The sequence below is a fragment of the Bacillus sp. DWP3-1 genome (assembly GCF_049896565.1).
Classification (GTDB): domain Bacteria; phylum Bacillota; class Bacilli; order Bacillales; family Bacillaceae; genus Bacillus.
Genome location: NZ_JAFCUN010000001.1, coordinates 433,244 through 450,617, shown reverse-complemented (window position 1 = coordinate 450,617; position 17,374 = coordinate 433,244). Strand labels below are relative to the sequence as shown.

The 17,374-nt window shown below is 40.0% G+C and carries 16 protein-coding genes; 2 read left to right on the top strand and 14 right to left on the bottom strand.

The annotated features are described in order from the left end of the window. Positions 1 to 194 precede the first annotated feature (194 nt). Positions 195 to 2,528, bottom strand: coding sequence for a molybdopterin-containing oxidoreductase family protein (locus ACP7A0_RS02260; RefSeq protein WP_426004102.1), 2,334 nt, complete (start codon positions 2,526 to 2,528; stop codon positions 195 to 197). Between the two features lie 201 nt (positions 2,529 to 2,729). Between ACP7A0_RS02260 and ACP7A0_RS02255 the strand changes: the two genes are divergently transcribed. Continuing rightward, positions 2,730 to 3,608, top strand: a complete 879-nt coding sequence (locus ACP7A0_RS02255; protein ID WP_426004100.1) for a LysR family transcriptional regulator — start codon at positions 2,730 to 2,732, stop codon at positions 3,606 to 3,608. Between the two features lie 639 nt (positions 3,609 to 4,247). Here the strand turns inward: ACP7A0_RS02255 and glnA are convergent. The 5 genes from glnA to spoVK all read right to left on the bottom strand — a co-directional run bounded on the left by glnA (position 4,248) and on the right by spoVK (position 9,786). After that, complete coding sequence (gene glnA / locus ACP7A0_RS02250) at positions 4,248 to 5,582, bottom strand: type I glutamate--ammonia ligase (protein ID WP_060596374.1); 1,335 nt, start codon at positions 5,580 to 5,582, stop codon at positions 4,248 to 4,250. A gap of 59 nt (positions 5,583 to 5,641) precedes the next feature. Then, the gene (locus ACP7A0_RS02245) at positions 5,642 to 6,052 is read right to left on the bottom strand and encodes a MerR family transcriptional regulator (RefSeq protein WP_106038717.1); all 411 of its coding nucleotides are present in this window, start codon (positions 6,050 to 6,052) and stop codon (positions 5,642 to 5,644) included. Positions 6,053 to 6,143: 91 nt separating this feature from the next. Beyond that, positions 6,144 to 7,424 (bottom strand): aminotransferase class I/II-fold pyridoxal phosphate-dependent enzyme, encoded by a 1,281-nt coding sequence (locus ACP7A0_RS02240; protein ID WP_426004097.1) that lies wholly within the window; start codon positions 7,422 to 7,424, stop codon positions 6,144 to 6,146. Positions 7,425 to 7,442: 18 nt separating this feature from the next. Beyond that, positions 7,443 to 8,705 carry a GTPase HflX gene (gene hflX / locus ACP7A0_RS02235; RefSeq protein WP_060596368.1) on the bottom strand — a complete coding sequence of 421 codons (1,263 nt, stop codon included), beginning with the start codon at positions 8,703 to 8,705 and terminating at the stop codon, positions 7,443 to 7,445. Positions 8,706 to 8,826: 121 nt separating this feature from the next. Beyond that, positions 8,827 to 9,786, bottom strand: a complete 960-nt coding sequence (spoVK, locus tag ACP7A0_RS02230) for a stage V sporulation protein K (RefSeq protein WP_034662129.1) — start codon at positions 9,784 to 9,786, stop codon at positions 8,827 to 8,829. 320 nt (positions 9,787 to 10,106) lie between these two features. On the opposite strand from spoVK, the gene ACP7A0_RS02225 reads away from it, so the two are divergent. Continuing rightward, positions 10,107 to 10,865, top strand: a complete 759-nt coding sequence (locus tag ACP7A0_RS02225; protein ID WP_060596366.1) for an N-acetylmuramoyl-L-alanine amidase — start codon at positions 10,107 to 10,109, stop codon at positions 10,863 to 10,865. 67 nt (positions 10,866 to 10,932) lie between these two features. On the opposite strand, the gene ACP7A0_RS02220 is transcribed toward ACP7A0_RS02225, so the two are convergent. The 8 genes from ACP7A0_RS02220 to miaA form a co-directional block, all read right to left on the bottom strand. Then, complete coding sequence (locus tag ACP7A0_RS02220; protein ID WP_060596364.1) at positions 10,933 to 11,550, bottom strand: hypothetical protein; 618 nt, start codon at positions 11,548 to 11,550, stop codon at positions 10,933 to 10,935. Positions 11,551 to 11,634: 84 nt separating this feature from the next. Beyond that, positions 11,635 to 12,615, bottom strand: a complete 981-nt coding sequence (gene nrdF / locus ACP7A0_RS02215) for a class 1b ribonucleoside-diphosphate reductase subunit beta (RefSeq protein ID WP_060596362.1) — start codon at positions 12,613 to 12,615, stop codon at positions 11,635 to 11,637. A 17-nt stretch (positions 12,616 to 12,632) separates the two neighbouring features. Next, positions 12,633 to 14,735, bottom strand: coding sequence for a class 1b ribonucleoside-diphosphate reductase subunit alpha (gene nrdE / locus ACP7A0_RS02210; protein ID WP_066030874.1), 2,103 nt, complete (start codon positions 14,733 to 14,735; stop codon positions 12,633 to 12,635). After that, entirely contained in the window at positions 14,695 to 15,087 is a 393-nt protein-coding gene (nrdI, locus tag ACP7A0_RS02205) for a class Ib ribonucleoside-diphosphate reductase assembly flavoprotein NrdI (protein WP_008360380.1), read from the bottom strand. Before nrdI ends, nrdE begins: the two co-directional genes overlap by 41 nt. Positions 15,088 to 15,352: 265 nt before the next feature. Continuing rightward, on the bottom strand, positions 15,353 to 15,565 hold the full coding sequence (locus ACP7A0_RS02200; protein ID WP_060596360.1) for a hypothetical protein: 213 nt from the start codon (positions 15,563 to 15,565) through the stop codon (positions 15,353 to 15,355). Between the two features lie 79 nt (positions 15,566 to 15,644). Beyond that, positions 15,645 to 15,971 carry a YmzC family protein gene (locus tag ACP7A0_RS02195; RefSeq protein WP_106030919.1) on the bottom strand — a complete coding sequence of 109 codons (327 nt, stop codon included), beginning with the start codon at positions 15,969 to 15,971 and terminating at the stop codon, positions 15,645 to 15,647. A gap of 161 nt (positions 15,972 to 16,132) precedes the next feature. Next, a complete protein-coding gene (gene hfq, locus ACP7A0_RS02190) occupies positions 16,133 to 16,354 on the bottom strand; it encodes an RNA chaperone Hfq (protein WP_003211269.1) in 222 nt (73 codons plus the stop codon). Positions 16,355 to 16,379: 25 nt separating this feature from the next. Continuing rightward, complete coding sequence (miaA, locus tag ACP7A0_RS02185; protein ID WP_106071503.1) at positions 16,380 to 17,336, bottom strand: tRNA (adenosine(37)-N6)-dimethylallyltransferase MiaA; 957 nt, start codon at positions 17,334 to 17,336, stop codon at positions 16,380 to 16,382. Positions 17,337 to 17,374 lie beyond the last annotated feature (38 nt).

The following is a 17,374-nucleotide window of genomic DNA, read 5'->3' as shown; positions in this document are numbered from 1 at the left end:
GGTACATGAAGTCACAGCATAAATAAAATGCATATTAATCATATAATATATAACAAAATTGATATGATAATTTCAGTATAGAAGCAATCTGCTGTTATGTAATGCAGATGAAAAAAGCTGAAGCCTCCAACGTTAGGAGTCATCAGCTTTTTAAGCTTACTTTTTTCTATTCTTCAATTAGGGAAAAGCATTTATCATATCCTATGAATCTGGCATCGATAAGATTTTAATGGTTCGGAACCTGATATGAGGTCGATCTCATCTGTACCTATTAATTGATTCACATTTGCACCTTCTACTGAAAATGGATCAAATCCAGCTAATTTTAGTTCATCACACTCATCCCACCAGCCCGCTTGAGTATATACCGTACCCAAGGGTATACTTTCTGTCAGTCGAGCGACTGCCTTCATCCTGCCATGAGGAGAGGCTAAATAAATCCATTCACCTTCATTTAACCTATACACTTGAGCTGTTTGGGGATGGATTTCAACAAAAGGATCGGGATGCATTTTCCTTAGTCTAGCAATATTACGATGCTGGCTATGACAAAAACCTTTTAATTTAAATGAAGAAAGAACTAACGGAAAATCATTAGATTGATTCTGATAATGCGGAACAGTTAATGGTTTTTCAAATTGGGGCAGTGGATCATACCCATGCTCTAATAAAAACTCGGAATAAATCTCCAGCTTTCTTGTCGGGGTAGAAAAGCCTTTGACTCTTTTATTTATTTTTTCTCTATATTTACAATATTTTATTTTTAGGGGCACAGACAGACCTTCAGGATGAGATCGAAGTTGGTCTAATGTTACATTCACTGGTTCAAGATAGTCATTAAACGCTTCCTCAATATTTCCATTCCAAAACTCTTCTTGATAACCCATTTCTAACGCTATATCCATGATTATTTGCAGATCAGGACGAGCTTCCTCAGGAGCCTTTGACATTGCAGGTTTGTATTGAATATGTTGAGCCGTTTGTAAATTCCCCTCAAAACCCGCCAACAGACTCGGGGACTCCCATGCGTGTGCAGCAGGTAACACAATATCTGCAAACCGCGTCATTGGACTATGAAACATATCAACGTGCACATGAAATTCTAATTTTTTTAAGGCTTTTATCATATTCTCGCTTCCTGGGTTTTGAGTGACCATATTACCCCCAAAACTTAATAACCCTCTCATAGAATACGGGGATTCGTTTAATACAGCATGAACAAAATCATACCCTGAAGCAGATATCTTTGGAGCACCTAAAGGTCTCTGATCTAACCCTAGACGCTTCTGCTCTTGTGAAGGTGGTAATAAATCTTGACCTTTTATTAAGTTTACTGGTAAAGATGGGAGGACAATATTCCCCCCTTGCTTATCAAAACAACCAGTCAGACTATAAAGGATACATAATGCTCGATTGGTTGATGAACTATTTACATGCTGTTCTAAGCCATTCCATGAATAATAGGCGATCGGATTTTCTTGGCATAATAAACCCTTAAGTTCCGTTAATTTCTCAGCTGGAATACCCGTTATTTTTTCTACATGTTCCATTGTAAATGAAGAGACTTGTTTCAATAATTGAGAAAAGACGGTTTCTGAAGAAACATTCTCATTTTCGTATTCACCTGAAAGTAAAATATGTTCTGACCATGTCTCGGGATCTTCCCGAGTATCGATTTTAAATGGCTTCTGTTTCTGATCAAGAGCTAAAAATTCATATGGCTGATGATGTTCCGGGCGAAGGAATTTTCCCGTTCGCTTATCCACTAAGAAAGGAGCATTAGTCCAGTGGAGCAGAAATTGCTCATCATATGAATGGTTCTCAATCAAAAACTGAAGACACCCTAATATTAAAGCGATATCAGTTCCATGATTCGGAGCAATCCATAAATCTGCCGCAGCAGCTGTCGTTGTTCGGCGTGGATCGATTACTACTAGTTTACTTCCTCTTTTTTTGGCTGCCATCAGCCTTTTCCAAGTCTGAAGATTCGTATCTGCTGGATTGTGTCCCCATATCAATATCAAGCTAGCATGTTCAAAATCGGGTTGAGGCAATCCAACACCATATGTGTATTTTGATCCCTCGTCCCTTGCCCACTGGCAGACATTGGTATGAGAAATATAGTTGGGGGTGCCGTATAGATTCATCAAGCGCTGCAAATATGGCCCCCAGCTAAAGCTTCCGCTTGCACCAATCGTTGGAAAAGTGTAAGAAACAGTTTCTGCCCCTGTTTCAGAACGAATCTGTTTTAGTTTATCTGCGATGGTTTGGATGGCTTCTTCCCATGTGATTTTTTCCCATATCGGGTCTTGCCCCTTTGGGTTAGTTCTCTTTAAAGGAAAAAGGATACGATCAGGGTGATTGACGATTTGAGGTGCTGCTGCTCCTTTTGGACAGATTCCCCCATTCGGATGATTTTTATCCGGAAGCACCTTTACTAACTGATCATTTTCTGTAATGGATATAACTCCACATTTTGAAACGCATTGCGAACAAAATCCCGCTCTTCTTTTTTCACTAGTACTCATCATACTTCTCTCCTTTTTAAGATTGAAGTCATTGGTCAAAAAACTAGGAATCTTTTCGGGCGAATGATGGAGCATACATGGGATAATTAACCTCACTTATTGTCTCGGATTATATCTTGAAGTTCTATTTTCTTTTATGGTACATTAAGTTTCAATACAATTAAAATGCATATTAATCATATAGGAGATATCAAAAAAGCTATGAATAGATCACAAATTCAACTGATTGTCCAAATTTCTGAAACAGGAAGTTTTACAAAAGCCGGTGAGGAATTACACATGACACAGCCGGCGGTAAGTCGAGCCGTAGCAACAATTGAATCGCAACTAGGAACAAAGTTAATTGAAAGAGATAAGAAAAATGGGTTGTTTTTCACAGATGTAGGGGAGCGTATATTGGTTATTTTCAGAAAGATTCTGAGTGAATTACAAAAAGTAGATGAATTAGTTGCAGCTGAACAAGGATTAGAGATTGGGAAGTTACACATTGGAGCCTACCGAACTGCTTGTACTAGATTTGTTCCTAAAATCATACGTGCAATGGAGAATCAATATCCCGGCCTAGAAATCAAACTTTCAGAAGGGAGTGTAGGTCAAGTTAAAGAGTGGTTACGTTCTAAATGCATTGATGTTGGCATTATTATTCCTCCTGATAAAGATTTTGATACCGTACATTTAATGAAAGATCAACTGATTGTACTTATGCATTCAAGCCATCCTTTATATCAGAAAGAAACAATAGGTATTCCCGACTTACAAGGTGAAGATATACTAATGGGAAAAGGGGGTTATGAGGTACAGGTTCATGATTTATTTAAAAAGTATAACTTGACTCCTAAAGTTCGGTTTGAAATGGAGTATATAGAGACAGGATTAAGTATGATACAAGAAGGTTTAGGAATAACCATTACAACTAAAAAAAATATTTGGTCGCTGCCAGACCAAGTCGTTTTTCGTGAATTAAAACCAGATACGTTCAGAGATATCAATATAGCAGTGCTAGATATGAAAGATATATCAAAAGCAACAGATGCCTTTATTCAAACAGCTCTTACGCTTTTTACTAACAAAGATGTTTAAATGTCGCTCAATATTTTTCAAGAAAAAATTTATAATATAGTACCTAAATAAGTGACCTTTTTCCTTATTTCTGATATTGTTCTATTTCGCTGTGTTAGACAACTTAGCAACCTACAGCATATAAAAAACCAACACTTATTATATAACCAGCTACCCCTTACCTACTTCAGTAAGGGTTCTTTGCTATTTTTTGATTGGACAGGCAAGCTTACTGCAGTAGCTACATAAATTATAGGTTGACCGTCTCTGTTTGAGTAAAATTCAGCATCATGAAGTTTAATTTCAAGGAAACTATCATTTACATTTTCCAACTCAAAATTCCCTAGATTCTCTTTCTCTGCTGCCCTTCAAAGAAAAGATATTGATTTGAAGAATCGAACCATAAAGAAATCACTATTTCCAAAGAAAACCTGGTGAAGAAGCATTCGGGTAACATCTGATATTTATCTCATATCATCAAAAAAATTTACAGGATTCAATGAATAAATATGAAGAGTATATCTCCAAGATCATGGAGTGATTTTTTCATCATTTTTTTGTGGGTGAATTGTGGGTGATGCCTGTTTTATTTTAAAATATAAGAAACACCCACAAAAACAAAAAACCCCTGAAACCAATGGCTCCAAGGGGTTTTTATTATTAATACTGAGACATATACTGATCGCGTTCCCATGGGTGTACTTGGGTGCGGAACATATCCCATTCGATTTCTTTTGATTCGATGAAGTGTTCGAATAGGTGATCGCCTAGTGCGTTGATCATGACTTCGTTTGATTTGAGCAACTCAAGTGCTTCTGCAAGTGTTGCAGGTAGGTCAGAGATGCCGTTTTCAAGGCGCTCTTCTTTGTCCATGACATAAATGTTTCTGTCGATTGGTGCTGGTGCGTCTAGTTTATTTTTGATTCCGTCAAGACCTGCTGCAAGTAATACGCTTAGTGCAAGGTATGGGTTTGCAGATGGGTCTACGCTGCGCACTTCTACACGTGTGCTAATGCCGCGTGATGCAGGGATACGGATCAATGGGCTGCGGTTTTGTGCACTCCATGCCACGTAGCAAGGTGCTTCATAACCAGGTACAAGACGCTTGTAAGAGTTAACCGTTGGGTTTGTGACCGCTGTGAAGCTTGTTGCGTGCTTGACGATACCTGCGATAAAGTGTCTAGCAGTCTCGCTTAATTGTAAATCTGCTTTTTCATCAAAGAATGCGTTTTTGCCATTTTTGAATAATGATAGGTTACAGTGCATACCAGAACCGTTTACACCGAACAATGGTTTTGGCATGAATGTCGCATGAAGACCGTGCTTTCTCGCAATCGTTTTGACAACGAGTTTGAACGTTTGAATGTCATCACAAGAACGGATGGCGCCTGCATATTTGAAATCAATTTCATGCTGTCCAGGTGCTACTTCATGGTGAGACGCTTCAATTTCAAAGCCCATTTCTTCAAGCTCAAGCACGATATCACGGCGGCAGTTTTCGCCTAGATCTGTTGGTGCAAGGTCAAAGTATCCACCTTTATCGTTTAGTTCAAGCGTTGGCTCGCCTTTTTCATCTAATTTAAATAAGAAGAATTCTGGCTCAGGTCCAAGGTTGAAATCACTAAATCCTAGTTCTTCCATTTCCTTTAAGACACGCTTTAAGTTATTACGTGGGTCTCCATCAAATGGTGTCCCGTCCGGCTTGTAAATGTCACAAATAAAGCGTGCAACTTTACCTTTTTCTGCTGTCCAAGGGAAAATAACAAATGTGTTGAGATCTGGGTATAGATACATATCTGATTCTTCAATACGTACGAAGCCTTCAATAGATGAACCGTCAAACATACATTTGTTATCGAGAGCTTTTTCTAACTGGCTCACAGGAATTTCAACATTTTTAATCGTTCCGAGAATGTCTGTAAATTGCAGACGAATGTACTTTACGTTTTCCTCATTTACTAATTTTACGATATCTTCTCTTGTGTATTTTGCCATTTCGTAAAACTCCTCCCCTACAAAAGGTAAAATTGTATAGCAATGCTTTTGCTAATTCGTTAACGGAAGAACCTTGACATATCCCCCTGCCTAAAGGTCGTTCCTTGTTGGAAACGTCCAGCCTGAATGAGTTCCTTCTTCAGTAGCTTCCTGAGTTCATCATCTGTCAAGTTGTGCTTGGCTGTGGTTTTCTCCTCGGTCTTTGTGTCAGACGCTGGATGTTCTGCCTCAGCTTTGGCAAAAAGTTTTTTGATTCCTGCCATGTTTACACCTTGTTCGATGAGGTTTTTAATTTCTAGTAATTTATCAACATCATGGAAAGAAAATAATCGGCGATTCCCATCACTTCTTGCTGGAAATACTAACCCATTTTCCTCATAATAGCGAATTTGCCTTGCAGATAATTCTGTTAGCTGCATGACAATCCCAATTGGGAATAAAGGCATTGAGCGGCGAATGTTATCACTCATCTCAACTGTCTCCTCCTCTTTGCTTAAATTTATTATATGTCATGTTATATTATGTGTCAACGAAATGTTAGGAATATTAACATGGATTTTTTTATCGAGCAGGTATGTCGATAAAACCTTGTTCCAATAAGGCATCTACAGCACTGCAAATCGCATTTTTCACATGGGCATACGTGAGTCCGCCTTGAACGTAGGCTGTATAAGGCGGTCTGATCGGTCCATCGGCTGACAATTCGATACTAGCTCCTTGGACGAAGGTGCCCGCTGCCATGATGACATCATCCTCGTAGCCCGGCATATAGCTCGCATGCGGTGTGACGTGACTGTTGATCGGAGATGCATATTGAATCGCCTGGCAGAACGCAATCATTTTGTTAGGATCGCCAAATTCGACTGATTGAATCAAATCCGTTCTTTTCGCATTCCACGCTGGGTTCGTTTGGAACCCGAGCTTCTCAAGAAAACGAGCCGTGAACACTGCGCCCTTTAAGCTTTGAGCCACAACATGCGGTGCTAAGAAAAATCCTTGATACATTTCCTGGAGCGCATACAGCGATGCACCCGCTTCACTGCCGATGCCCGGAGATGTCATTCGATAAGAACAAGCTTCTACCCATTTTTCTTTTCCAACGATGTAGCCGCCTGTTTTGGCAAGGCCGCCGCCTGGGTTTTTAATGAGAGAACCTGCCATAAGATCCGCTCCCACATGACATGGTTCTTGTAATTCAGTAAATTCACCATAACAGTTGTCCACAAACACAATGATTTCTTCATTGATCTCTTTTACAAATGAAATCATTTGCTCGATTTCTTCTATTGTAAAGGAGGGTCTTGAAGCATAGCCTTTCGAACGCTGAATGCCGATGACTTTTGTTTTCGAGGAGATCGACTCTTTTACTTTGTCATAATCGACGGATCCATCTTGCCTTAAATCAATGGCCTTGTAATCAATCTGGAAATCTTTTAATGAGCCTGTCCCTTCTTTGCCGCGGATCCCTACAATTTCTTCTAGCGTATCGTATGGTTTTCCTGTCATATAGATCAATTCATCGCCAGGTCTCAGCACACCAAATAACGCAATGGAAATCGCATGTGTGCCGGAAATGATCTGCGGACGCACAAGGCCGCTTTCTCCTCCGAAGACATCTGCGTAGATCTTTTCTAACGTGTCTCTTCCCATATCATCATAGCCATATCCAGTTGTCAGGTTAAAGTGAGAGTCACTGACTTTATACTTTCGGTAGCTTTCAAGCACCCGCCACTCATTTTGTTCGCTCTTTTGATCAATTTGCTGATGCACGTGTAAAATGTCTTGTTCTGTTTCTGCTGCTACTTTTTCTAAAATACTGCCGTGTTTTAATGTATGAAACATCTTGATTTAATTCCTTTCTTACAACATATACTTCTTGATTTGACCTAATATGGTCTGCTCCTCACCACTAAACCCGGTGATGTCATAAAGTTCTGCTTCTTTTTGAAATTCTAGTGATTCCACGAGCGTTTCTGATTTTAATGCGGAGATGAGCTTTCCTTCATAAGCTGGAATCTTCACATGATATGGCTTTAAAAAGGTTTTTTTCAGTTCAGCCATGATATCCGCTTTTAACCGTTTCACATCTTCTTCGCGTCTCGCACTGATTAACAGATGACGATGCTTTGAAGATGGGATGAAATCTGGTCTGATTTGATCTTCTTTGTTATAAACCGTCAGCATCGGAATACGGTCTGCGTCTAGTTCTTCTAATAGCTCATGAACCGTCCGTTCGTGACCTTCGTAATCCTCATTAGAAGAATCGATGACGTGAAGCAAATAATCAGCTTCCTTCACTTCTTCAAGAGTGGAACGAAATGCCGCAATCAGTGTTGTTGGAAGGTCTTGGATAAAGCCAACAGTATCTGAAATCAGCACACTGTAGCCAGATGCTAATGTCATCTTACGTGTCATTGGATCAAGCGTCGCAAACAGCAGATCCTCTTCATGACTATCTGCTTCTGTTAATTGATTAAACAAAGTAGATTTTCCGGCATTCGTATATCCGACAATGGCAATTTGGAACACCCCATTTTTCTTCCGGCGTTCCCGGTATCTTGTACGGTGTTCTTTGACTGTAGATAATTGCCCGTTAATTTCGTGAATGCGGTTTCGAATATGGCGTCTATCTGTTTCAAGTTTTGTTTCACCTGGACCTCTTGCGCCAATTCCGCCTCCTTGTCTTGAGAGGCTGATCCCTTGTCCACTTAGTCTTGGCAAGGCATACTGAAGCTGGGCAAGCTCTATTTGCAGCTTCCCCTCTCTTGTACGAGCCCTTTTTGCAAAGATGTCTAAAATCAATTGTGTACGATCAATAATTTTCACATCTAAGGCAGTTGCCAAAGCTTTTAGCTGACTTGGAGACAGTTCGTCATTAAAAATAATGACATCACATTCGAATTCCTCGCAAAGCACTTCAAGCTCTTCTACTTTGCCTTTACCGATATATGTTGCGCTGTCTTGTCTATTTCTCTTTTGCGTCATCACGCTGACAGCTTCACCGCCAGCTGTTTTGGTTAAGGAAGCTAATTCTTCCATTGAGTATTGAAAGCGTTCATCCGTGACATGCGGCAATTGACAGCCGACAAGGATCGCTTTTTCTGTCATTTCATGTTCATTCAACGTCAGTTATTTCCTTTCTGTACTTAAGTTTTCAGTAGTACCATCATACCAAACACATCACACGTATACCACTATTCGGATGGTTTATTTTAGTATCTCTTTATAAAAAGGATACGCCATTTTAAGTAGGCGTATCCTCTTTCATTTGCAGATCGTGACTTTTAATCGTGAGCAAATCTTTTTTATCATAATGATCCACAAGCAGAAGTCTCATCGCTTGGGTTCGAATGGCCTTTTCAATCGTGTTTCGCACAAACCGGCCGTTACTGAATTTTGCAGGGCTTGTGGTGCTTTTAATGTGCATTAAATAATCTCGCAGCTTCCATTCAGCTTCTTGCGTAAATATATATTCTCTGTCAGCCATCATTCGTTTGGCAATGTCCATGAGCTGATCGACAGTATAATCAGGAAAGCTGATATTGATTGGAAATCTTGATTGCAGGCCGGGGTTTAATGATAGAAAATGATCCATTTCCTTGGAGTAGCCAGCAAGAATGAGAATGAATTCGTGCTGTTTGTCCTCCATATGTTTTACTAGGGTATCAATCGCTTCTTTCCCAAAATCCTTTTCGCCTCCGCGGGCAAGAGAATAGGCTTCGTCGATGAACAAAATGCCGCCTAGTGATTTTTTAATTAACTCCCTTGTTTTTTGCGCAGTATGACCAATGTACTCTCCGACAAGATCTCCGCGTTCCGCTTCAATTAAGTGCCCCTTTGAGAGGACATTCATTTCAAAGAAAAGCTTCCCGACAAGCCTTGCAACCGTTGTTTTCCCTGTGCCTGGATTCCCTTTGAACATCATATGAAGCGCTTGTTTGCCTACCTTTAACCCTTGTTCCTGCCTTTTTTGATTGACAAAGATCCAAGCATAAATCTCTTTTATGTTTCGTTTCATTTCATCCATACCAACAAGGCTGTTCATTTCACGCTCTATTTCCCGTAAGATGCTGTGTTTTGCCTCATTTTTCTGCAAGGCTTCTAGGTATTCTGCCTCTGAATCTGCATCAACCAATACTTGCTTTTGTCCGTTAAGTATAATATTGATTTGGCCGTTGTTTTTATATGTGACAGCTCGCTCCAACGTATTCACCTCTCGCTCTTCTCTCTTTATTCTATTCGGGTGGAGCTGTAATCGTGACAATCGCCCGCTTAAGCCCAAGTTTGCTGTCAAAATGACCCGAGATACCGAATATTGTAGGGATTTCTGCGGTTTCCCAGGAAATGATGTGCTATTTCCATTGTATTCATCCAATTTAGGCGGACAAACCAACAATTTGCTTTTTCTTAGAAAAATGTAGCTTTCTCATCACAAATTGTGCAGAAAAGAGTCTCAATGATTTCCGCATATTGTACAGGCAATTCTTCTATTTTCTCATAAAATAAAGACGAGGTGATGAATAGATGGTGAAAATTTTTATTGATCCTGGCCACGGAGGAACAGATTCTGGAGCTGCTGCAAATGGACTTTTGGAGAAAAACATCACACTTCAAATCGCACTTTTACTGAGAGATATCATGATTAGTGAATATGATGGGGTTTCCGTCCGCTTAAGTCGTTCAATTGACCAATCCGTCACTTTGTCCCAGCGTACAAATGCGGCAAACAGCTGGGGAGCTGACTATTTCGTGTCTATTCATATTAATGCAGGCGGGGGCACAGGTTTTGAAAGCTATGTGTATCCTGGCGTTTCAGCACCGACCACCACGTATCGCAATGCCCTTCATGATGAAATTGTTCGCTCGGTGGATTTTGCCAACCGCGGCAAGAAAACAGCGAACTTCCACGTTCTTCGAGAAACTTCTATGCCCGCTATTTTAACAGAGAATGGTTTCATCGATACGACAGCTGATGCCAATAAGCTCCGCAACGCGACCTTCCTTCAAGGCATCGCTCGCGCTCATGCCACTGGATTAGAGAAAGCCTTTCAGCTGAAAAAAAAAGCAGGTAATCTTTATAAAGTACAGGCTGGGGCTTTCAAGGTGAAAGCCAATGCGGATGAATTAGCAGCCACACTTAAATCCAAAGGCTTTGACGCCTTCGTTGTATTAGAGGGCGGTATGTTCCGAGTGCAAGCTGGGGCTTTCCGCACAAAACAAAATGCGGATGACCTCGTCGCAAGATTAAAGCAGGCCGGTCACGACGCATTCGTTTTCCAATAAGCTGAAGCTGTTATAACGAAACAAACCGGCTCAAGTCTGCTGCTGAGCCGGTTTGTTATTGATTCATTTATGCTAAAATGTTCACGACAAATTGAGACCACGTTTCAAGTCGATCGAAGTATTCGGGCTTTTTCAAATCGGATGCTTTCATCCATTTTCCTGAGATTTGATCTGTTTCTTTCACTTCTACATGAGCACCTGGAGATAATTCAAGCGCTGATAACAGGCCAATGTGCACACGGCCAACACTGTTGTCATCATCATTAATTAATCCAAGGGTTTTCATCTCAAGTTTGTCTTCTTCTTGAATAGAAAGTTCCTCGTCTAGCTCACGATCCGTATTTTCTTTTAGAATTTCAGCAAAGTTTTTTCCTTCGATAAAATTCATGTGACCACCAAAGCCAAGAGATAACTTATGATGCAATCGAGTCTCTCCGCCGCCTTGAAGCCTTTCATATACATACACTTCGTCCTCACGCTTAATCACGACATAAGGAATCGGCTGCTTGAAGTCAGGATTTTCTTCCGCATCGCCTCTGCGCATCTGCTTGAAGTGCTCTTCGATTTCTTTCATAATGGTGTTGATTGTTTTCTCTTCACTATTCACACCATTAAACGCAAGCGTTTCGTTTTGGAACACGCGTGCGCGCGGTGCAACTAGTATGATTTCATCCATTTTTCCCATGTTCGGTAACCTCCAGTATGTAACGCATTGTATGAAATGGCAAAAAGCCAAAACGAGTGATGCGTTTTGACTTTTACGCCTTACTTATGATTCATCTCCAAAGAAGAAGTCGTCATCTTTTAACGGCTCAACCGTCGCTTTTTTGTAGCCGTTCCCTTTCATTGAGAAGAAGTCATGCGATTTTGTTTTTGTATTGAGTCCGTTCAATACAATTGGATTGATCTCTTCTTCTTCAAAGTAAGGGGCAAATCCAAGGTTCATTAACGCTTTATTGGCATTGTAACGAATGAACTTTTTCACATCATGCGATAAATTGACTTGGTCATATATATCTTCCGTGTAATGAAGTTCATTTTCATAAAGCTCGTTCAAGAGGTCAATCGAGAAATCATAGAGCTCTTTTTGCACTTCAGGTGTTTGTTTGTTGTAAATTTCTTGCGCTAATAATCCAACGTACACACCGTGAATCGCTTCATCACGCAAAATCAAGTTGATGATTTCACCACTTTGCATGAGCTTTCCTTGTCCATAGAAATAAAGCGGGTAGTAAAAACCACTGTAAAATAGGAAGCTTTCTAAATAAACAGAAGCAACCATTGCTTTAAAGAGGGAAATCGGATCGTCCTTTTGAATCGAACGGTATAAACTGACAATCATATCTGCTTTCTTTTGCAAGAATTTATTTTTCTTGACCCATTCAAACACTTCACTGATCGTTTCAGTTGGCGCGAGGGTCATGAAGATATTTGAGTATGATTTTGCATGTACCGCATTTTCCATCATCGCCATAAAGTTTAATACCGCTTTACGCTGATGGCCTTCTACATGTTCAGCCACAATCGGCATCCCTGTATTTCCTTGTTCTGTATCAAGTAAAGTCAGGCCAGCAAGTACCTTCATGTACGTATCTCGCTCTTTTTCACCTAAATATTTCCATGTTAAGAGATCCCCGTTTAAGGAAATCTCTTCAGGAAGCCAGAACTGCTTCACATTTTGGTTGTAAAACATTTGTGTAAAATCGTCTTCGTGTTTTGACCAGTTGGCTGCATCATAAATTTTTGTCACGTTAAACTCTCCTTTAATCAAACAACACAAGAAAGACAGCCTTCCTGCCCTGTATCCTTCGTTCTTGCATAATAAAGTGTCTTAATGCCTTTATGGTGTGCATACAGATCGATGCGGTTTAAGTCACGCGTTGTCATCGTATCTTTCAGGAATAGTGTAAAGCTGATTCCTTGATCGACGTGCTGCTGAATCGTTGCGATCATATCGACCACTTTAAACATGTCCATATCGTACGCTTCTTTATAGAAGAACCAGTTCTGCGCTGAAAGACCTGGCATCGGGTAATAGGTTTTGCTGTTGCCGTATGTTCTTTCTTCGATACGTTCCATAATTGGCATAACAGAGGCTGTGGCCGATTGCACATAAGAAATGGAACCTGTTGGTGCAATACATAAGCGGTAGCTATGGTACATGCCATTTTCCGCTACAAAGTCTTTGAGTGCTGCCCAGTCTTCTTTTGTTGGAATGTGCATGCCTTCAAATAGAGCTGCTGCTTTTTCTGTTTTTGGTGTGAAATCATTCTCCACGTATTTATTGAAGTACTCACCCGTTGCATAGCCAGAGCCTTCATAACGATGGAATGTTTCTCCTTTTTCTTTTGCAAGCTCACTTGAGCGTTTAATTGAATAATAGTTCACCATCATAAAGAACGTATTCGCGAAATCTCTTGCTTCTTCACTTTCATAGGCAATTTGGTTTTGAGCCAAATACCCGTGAAGGTTCATCGCGCCAAGTCCGATTGATTTCATCGCCTTGTTCGCTTTTCGAACAGCCGGTGCATTGCGAATGTCTGTTGTTTCAGACACAAGTGTTAGTGAGTCTGTTGCAAGTTTGACCGTTTTTTCGATCGATTTGTTTTTCATGACATTCATGATATTTAATGAACCAAGATTACAAGAAATATCAAGACCAATTTCATCTTCTTGGTCATAGTCCGTGTAAGAAGAGACCTCTGAAGCCTGAAGCACTTCTGAGCAAAGGTTTGAGAATTTCACTCGTGAAATATGGTTTAATGCATGCTCTCTATTCACATTATCTTGGAACATGATATATGGATAGCCTGATTCTGAGCGAAGAACAGCCAATTTTTCAAGAAGCTTTCTCGGATTGACTTTTTCTTTTTTGATTTCCGGGTTTTCTACAAGCTCATCATACATTTCTTCCATGTCCATCTCATCAAGATGCTGTCCATATTCTTTATAGACTGTGTGCGGATAGAAAGTGTAAGCTGTTTTATCTTCTCTTGCCAGCTCGATAAATTTGTCCGGGATGACAACTCCGATGGACAATGTTTTCACACGAACATCTTCATCAGCAGAGATTTTTTTTGTATCTAAGAAATCATTGATATCTCTGTGGAAAATATTGAGGTAGGCACTGCCTGATCCTTGTCTTTGTCCCATTTGATCTGCATATCTGAATGCATTATCAAGAAGCTTCATCACGCCGACGACACCTTTTGTCGCGTTTTCAACATCTTTGATTGCTTCGCCTTTTGCACGAAGTTTTGACAGGTTCAAACTGACGCCGCCGCCTAGTTTTGAAAGCTGCATTGAAATATCAATCGCTCTTGAAATATCGTTTAATGAGTCATTCACTTCAAGCAAGAAACAGCTCACAAGCTCACCGCGTCTTTTACGTCCAGCGTTTAAGAATGTTGGTGTACTTGGCTGGTACTCCTGATTGATCATCAGTTCTACAAACTCAAGTGCTTTTTCTTTATCTCCGCCCGCAAAGAAAAGCGCTACAACTGAAATGCGGTCTTCATAGCGTTCAAGGATTTTCTTTTTATCATTTGTTTTCAGTGCATAGTCGTTGTAAAACTTAAACGCACTCATGAATGATGGGAATCTAAATTTCTTCGCATATGCAGCTTCGAATACTTCTTTAATATCTGCCATGCTGTATTGTCTTAAAAATTCTTCCTCATAGTAGTCGTTTTCTATTAAGTAATCAATCTTCTCTTCTAAGTTGTGAAAGAAGACCGTGTTTTGATTAATATAATCTACGAAATAACTATGTACAGCTTCTTTGTCCTTATCAAACTGAAACTTTCCTTCTTTTTGAATCATAATCTCGTTATTTAATTGTATCCACTTTGGAACCTGATTTTGTGACAATTCTTTCTACCTCCTGTGTAAACAATTCAACATCCCTTTTTGTTCCGCTTAGTTCAAAGGTGTGCAAAATAGGAACTTGATATTGTTTAGAAATCGTATCGGCGCTTTTGGCAAAATTATCTCCCCACACTTTGTTTCCACTCACCGCTACACCTAGTAAAAGGTGGGCATTTTTCTCTAAAAAGGACTGAGTGGTACTAGGGACTTGTCCAAATCCTGTCGTAAAGGTGACGAGAATAAACGGCGTATCCAAAAACTCTTCTCCAGTCAATTTTCGTTTGTCTGTAAAAGGGGTCTTGTCCAAAAAGCGTTGAACATTTCCTGTTTTTGAATCAAATACGATTTGAATCAATTCCATCACGACCTAGTTTTTAGTATTGTTGATCATTTCGTTATTCTCTATATATAGTATACTATGTTTTTTCAAAACACAACATATAGATGTTCGAAACGAAAAAAATCAACCAACCCGGCCGAACATTCATAGCCGAACTCGTACGTTCAAATAAATAGAGCAGAACAGGATCTAAAAATAGACTGCTCTACTCCCTATTCAACTGAAACCGAAATCTATCATAACACGAAAAAAAATCGCTTAGTAGACTAGACTTTTTGTTTTATTTTTTGTAGGCATCGCACTGTAAATCTTCTGACACTTCTGTAATTTCCACTTCAACACCTAATTCTTTTAGCACCGCTTCAAGCGCAGAGACGATTGAAGCTTCTCTGACTAATTCTTTCCCATTTACAGAAACGCTTGTTCCATATTCGAAACAGGAGTCGTCTTCACAAGTTTGTTCCCAGTGATTAATTTTAATTTTGTGTGCCATGAACTCATCCTTTTCTGTCTAGATGTCTGATGCATGATTATAGTGTAGCGACTTCACATTCATTTGTAAATTTACGTGCTTACTCTTCAACAGAATCATCATCATATTCCTCGTCCCATTCATCTATGTACTTCGTTTTAACGAGGGTCAGTTCTCCCTCTTTTTCATCAAACCGGTACACATGTACTTCATCATCTTTCACAACAGCAAAGTGATTATTTTTTAGTGCAACAGCTGATTGTAAAAGGCCCTCTATATGTCCATTATCATCTTGATTAGCATAGTTATGCGAGCTTTCCTGTCTCGATTCAATGTTTGAAATGGCGCACGATCCAAATAAGACAACAATCCCAATCAATAAAAGGATCACTCTAATCCTTCTTAATTCAAGCTCTGCATTTTCCATATCGCTTCCCTCACCTTTCTTCATATCCAATAAGGGATTATACGTAAAATAGACAGAAAAGTTTCACGGCATGCAAAATAGCCCCTCTGCACTGACAAAAAACGTAGCGGGTTCCGGCCGGTTTATTCGCAGATGCATGGGGCTATTAGGTCGAACATATCCTATTCTAATTCTAGATTTACATTCTTTTGAGGTGCAAATGTAGAAATGGCGTGTTTATAAATAAGCTGCTGCTTCCCTTCTGTTTCAAGCAGCACCGTGAAATTGTCAAACCCTTTCACTTGACCGCGAAGCTGAAAGCCATTCAGTAAGAATACTGTGACAAAGGTATTGTCTTTACGGATTTGATTCAAAAATTGGTCCTGAATATTAATCGGTTTCATGTTTCGTCCTCCTTGATTCTGATAACTACAGTTTCGCTTTAAGTTCAAGCTTTCCTGCTATATATGCGAAAATTTCCTCTTTTTTGTCTGAAAAGTGGCAAGGCGGTGTCATGTCGAACCAAGTGACATCCATTTTATTACGAAACCACGTGAACTGACGCTTCGCATATCTGCGGGAATTTTGCTTTAATTGCCGGGTGGCTTCATCAAGTGAGCAGTCACCTTGAAAATACGCATACAGCTCTTTATAACCAATCGCTTGAACCGATTGACAATCCTTCAAGCCAGATTGATAAAGTGCGCTCACTTCCTCAATTAAGCCTTCATCTATCATCATATCAATTCTTTGGTGAATGCGCTCGTACAAAAGCTCTCGATCCATTTTCAGCCCAATGAAGGCTGTATCATAAAGAGGAACTTCTTGATGACCGTTTTGCATCTCCGACATTTTCTGACCTGTTGTATGGATCACTTCCAGCGCCCGGATCACGCGGCGGACATTATTCGGATGAATGGCTTTTGCAGCATCAGGGTCTACTGCCTTTAGCTTTTCGTGCAGCTGAAGGGGGCCATGCTGCTGTTCAAACAGCGCCATTTCTTCTCTAAAAGCAGGATCACTTTTCTCGTCGGTAAATGTATAATCATATAAAACAGATTGGATATACAAACCTGTTCCGCCGACAATCATGGGTGTTTTCCCTCTAGCGGCAATCTCTTTGATTTTCAAACGGACCAGCTGCTGAAATTCAGCTGTAGAAAAGGATTCGTCCGGCTCTTTAATATCAATTAAGTGATGCGGGACACCATCCATTTCTTCAGGGGTGATTTTAGCTGTTCCAATGTCCATTCCTTTATAAATCTGCATAGAATCACCGCTGATAATTTCTCCATTAAATGCTTTGGCTATATGAATGCTCAGTTTTGTTTTGCCGACAGCCGTCGGTCCTACTAATACAATCACTGGTTGTTTCGTTTTTTTCATAACATCACTCTCTTTTACAAACTGCCTACAGTATAGCA

What these genes read in the sequence shown, in the direction of transcription:
- ACP7A0_RS02260 (WP_426004102.1), bottom strand. Translation starts at nt 2,528, where the DNA reads ATGAGTACTAGTGAAAAAAGAAGAGCGGGATTTTGTTCGCAATGCGTT.
- ACP7A0_RS02255 (WP_426004100.1), top strand. Translation starts at nt 2,730, where the DNA reads ATGAATAGATCACAAATTCAACTGATTGTCCAAATTTCTGAAACAGGA.
- glnA (WP_060596374.1), bottom strand. Translation starts at nt 5,582, where the DNA reads ATGGCAAAATACACAAGAGAAGATATCGTAAAATTAGTAAATGAGGAA.
- ACP7A0_RS02245 (WP_106038717.1), bottom strand. Translation starts at nt 6,052, where the DNA reads ATGAGTGATAACATTCGCCGCTCAATGCCTTTATTCCCAATTGGGATT.
- ACP7A0_RS02240 (WP_426004097.1), bottom strand. Translation starts at nt 7,424, where the DNA reads ATGTTTCATACATTAAAACACGGCAGTATTTTAGAAAAAGTAGCAGCA.
- ACP7A0_RS02225 (WP_060596366.1), top strand. Translation starts at nt 10,107, where the DNA reads ATGGTGAAAATTTTTATTGATCCTGGCCACGGAGGAACAGATTCTGGA.
- ACP7A0_RS02220 (WP_060596364.1), bottom strand. Translation starts at nt 11,550, where the DNA reads ATGGGAAAAATGGATGAAATCATACTAGTTGCACCGCGCGCACGCGTG.
- ACP7A0_RS02200 (WP_060596360.1), bottom strand. Translation starts at nt 15,565, where the DNA reads ATGGCACACAAAATTAAAATTAATCACTGGGAACAAACTTGTGAAGAC.
- ACP7A0_RS02195 (WP_106030919.1), bottom strand. Translation starts at nt 15,971, where the DNA reads ATGGAAAATGCAGAGCTTGAATTAAGAAGGATTAGAGTGATCCTTTTA.
- hfq (WP_003211269.1), bottom strand. Translation starts at nt 16,354, where the DNA reads ATGAAACCGATTAATATTCAGGACCAATTTTTGAATCAAATCCGTAAA.
- miaA (WP_106071503.1), bottom strand. Translation starts at nt 17,336, where the DNA reads ATGAAAAAAACGAAACAACCAGTGATTGTATTAGTAGGACCGACGGCT.